General features: G+C 68.9%; 3 protein-coding genes. All 3 read left to right on the forward strand.

Annotated elements, in window-relative coordinates; all coding sequences use genetic code 11:
- On the forward strand, positions 1–233 hold a 233-nt coding region (locus tag AC1D12_RS31940), incomplete at its 5' end, for a gamma carbonic anhydrase family protein (protein ID WP_477845184.1).
- On the forward strand, positions 233–1,204 hold the full coding sequence (hslO, locus tag AC1D12_RS31945) for an Hsp33 family molecular chaperone HslO (protein ID WP_465113389.1): 972 nt from the start codon (positions 233–235) through the stop codon (positions 1,202–1,204). The genes AC1D12_RS31940 and hslO, both read left to right, overlap by 1 nt.
- A 24-nt stretch (positions 1,205–1,228) precedes the next feature.
- On the forward strand, positions 1,229–1,705 hold the full coding sequence (locus AC1D12_RS31950; RefSeq protein WP_465113390.1) for a CopD family protein: 477 nt from the start codon (positions 1,229–1,231) through the stop codon (positions 1,703–1,705).
- Positions 1,706–1,975 lie beyond the last annotated feature (270 nt).

Raw genomic sequence — 1,975 nt, forward strand, 5'->3', positions numbered from 1 at the left:
GCATCCAGGCCGTGGTGCTGAACGGCGCGAAGATCGGCCGCCATTGCCTGGTGGGCGCCGGCGCGCTGGTCACCGAGGGCCAGAGTTTCCCGGACGGCTCGCTGATCCTGGGCACGCCGGCCCGCGTGGTGCGCCAGCTGTCGCCAGAGCAGATGCAGGGGCTCGAGAAGAGCGCCGCCCACTATGTCGAGAACGCCCGGCGCTACCAGTCCGGCCTGAAAGAAATCACCTGATGAGCGAGCTTCACAAATTCCTGTTCGAAGGCCTGCCGGTGCGCGGCATGCTGGTGCGCCTGACCGATTCCTGGGTCGAGATCCTGCGCCGGCGCAGCACGGCATCCGATGCCTTCCCGCCCGCGGTGCGCGCGCTGCTCGGCGAGATGTCGGCCGCGGCGGTGCTGATGCAGTCGAACATCAAGTTCGAAGGCTCGCTCGTGATGCAGATCTTCGGCGACGGGCCGGTCAAGCTGGCGGTGGCCGAGGTGCAGTCCGACCTCGCGTTCCGCGTCACCGCGAAGGTGGTCGGCGAGGTGGCGCCCGATGCGCGCCTGGCCGCGATGGTCAACGCCGGCGGCAAGGGCCGTTGCGCGATCACGCTCGACCCGAAGCCGCGCGGCCCTGGGCAGCAGCCGTACCAGGGCGTGGTCGCGCTGCACGGCGACGGCGGCGAGCCGCTGCAGAAGCTGGCCGACGTGCTGGAGCACTACATGCTGCAGTCCGAGCAGCTCGACACGCGGCTGATCCTCGCGGCCAACGACGAGGTGGCCGCCGGCCTGCTGATCCAGCGCCTGCCGATCGAGGGCGAGGGCAACCTCGCCGGCCGCCGCAACGAAGACGAGATCGGCCTGAACGAGGCCTACAACCGCATCTCGCACCTGGCCTCGACCCTCACCGCCGACGAGTTGCTGACGCTCGATGCCGAGACCGTACTGCGCCGGCTGTTCTGGGAAGAGACCGTGCGCCGCTTCCCGCCGATGACCGGCGAACTCGGGCCGCATTTCGCGTGCACCTGCTCGCGCGAGCGCGTCGGCGCGATGCTGAAGGGGCTGGGCCGCGAGGAGGTCGACGGGGTGGTCGCCGAGCAGGGCCGGGTCGAGGTGGGTTGCGACTTCTGCGGCATCAAGTACCACTTCGACGCGGTCGACGTCGGCGAGCTGTTCACGCTGCCACGCGACCAGCCGCCCGGCAGCACGACATTGAACTGAAGTCCAACGCACGAAAGACCCACGATGCTCTACGCCAGCCTGAAAGTCCTGCACTTCCTGTCGGTGATCGTCTGGCTCGGCGGCATGTTCTTCACGCTGTTCTGCCTGCGGCCCGGCGCGGCGCACCTGCCGCCGGCCGAGCGCGTGCCGCTGATGCAGTCGGTGCTGCAGCGCTTCTTCGGCATCGTGCTGTGGGTGGCGCTGGTCACCGTGCTGAGCGGCGGCTGGATGGTGGGGCGCGTCGCGTCGACGACGAAGGCGACCGGCGGTCCGTTCAACATGCCGCTCGAATGGAGCGTGATGGCCGGGCTCGGGCTGCTGATGGTCGCGATCTTCGGCCACATCCGCTTTGCGCTGTTCAAGCGCGTGCAGCGCGCGAGCGCCGCTCAGGATTGGGCGGCGGCCGGTGCCGCGCTGAAGGCGATCCGCGATTGGGTGGCGGTGAACCTGACGATCGGCGTGGTGATCGTGGTTGTCGTGATTGCCGGGACGATGACGTAAGCCCGTCTGGGGCGATTTGCGCGCGCCTTTGCCGAGCCGGTGGCTTTGTGTGAAGAGCCTGCGAGTGCCGAGCGGGACTTCGATACCTCAGTCCGAACGGATGGTGGCGTGCCCGGCCCGGATGCCAATCCGGGGATCAACCCCCACTTGTTCGCTTGTCACCTCCCAACAGGCAGGGCGGTTGCAGAAGGCGCGTGCGGGGAGGCTGTGGAGCGCCAATCAGGACGGGGCGCCGGAGCTGGCTGGTTTCATGGCCCGCGTGCGCAGCAC

The sequence above is a fragment of the Rhizobacter sp. P1_G5 genome (genome assembly GCF_056405435.1).

Excerpts from the sequence above, each read along its gene's own strand:
- hslO (WP_465113389.1), top strand. The coding sequence starts at position 233 with ATGAGCGAGCTTCACAAATTCCTGTTCGAAGGCCTGCCGGTGCGCGGC.
- AC1D12_RS31950 (WP_465113390.1), top strand. The coding sequence starts at position 1,229 with ATGCTCTACGCCAGCCTGAAAGTCCTGCACTTCCTGTCGGTGATCGTC.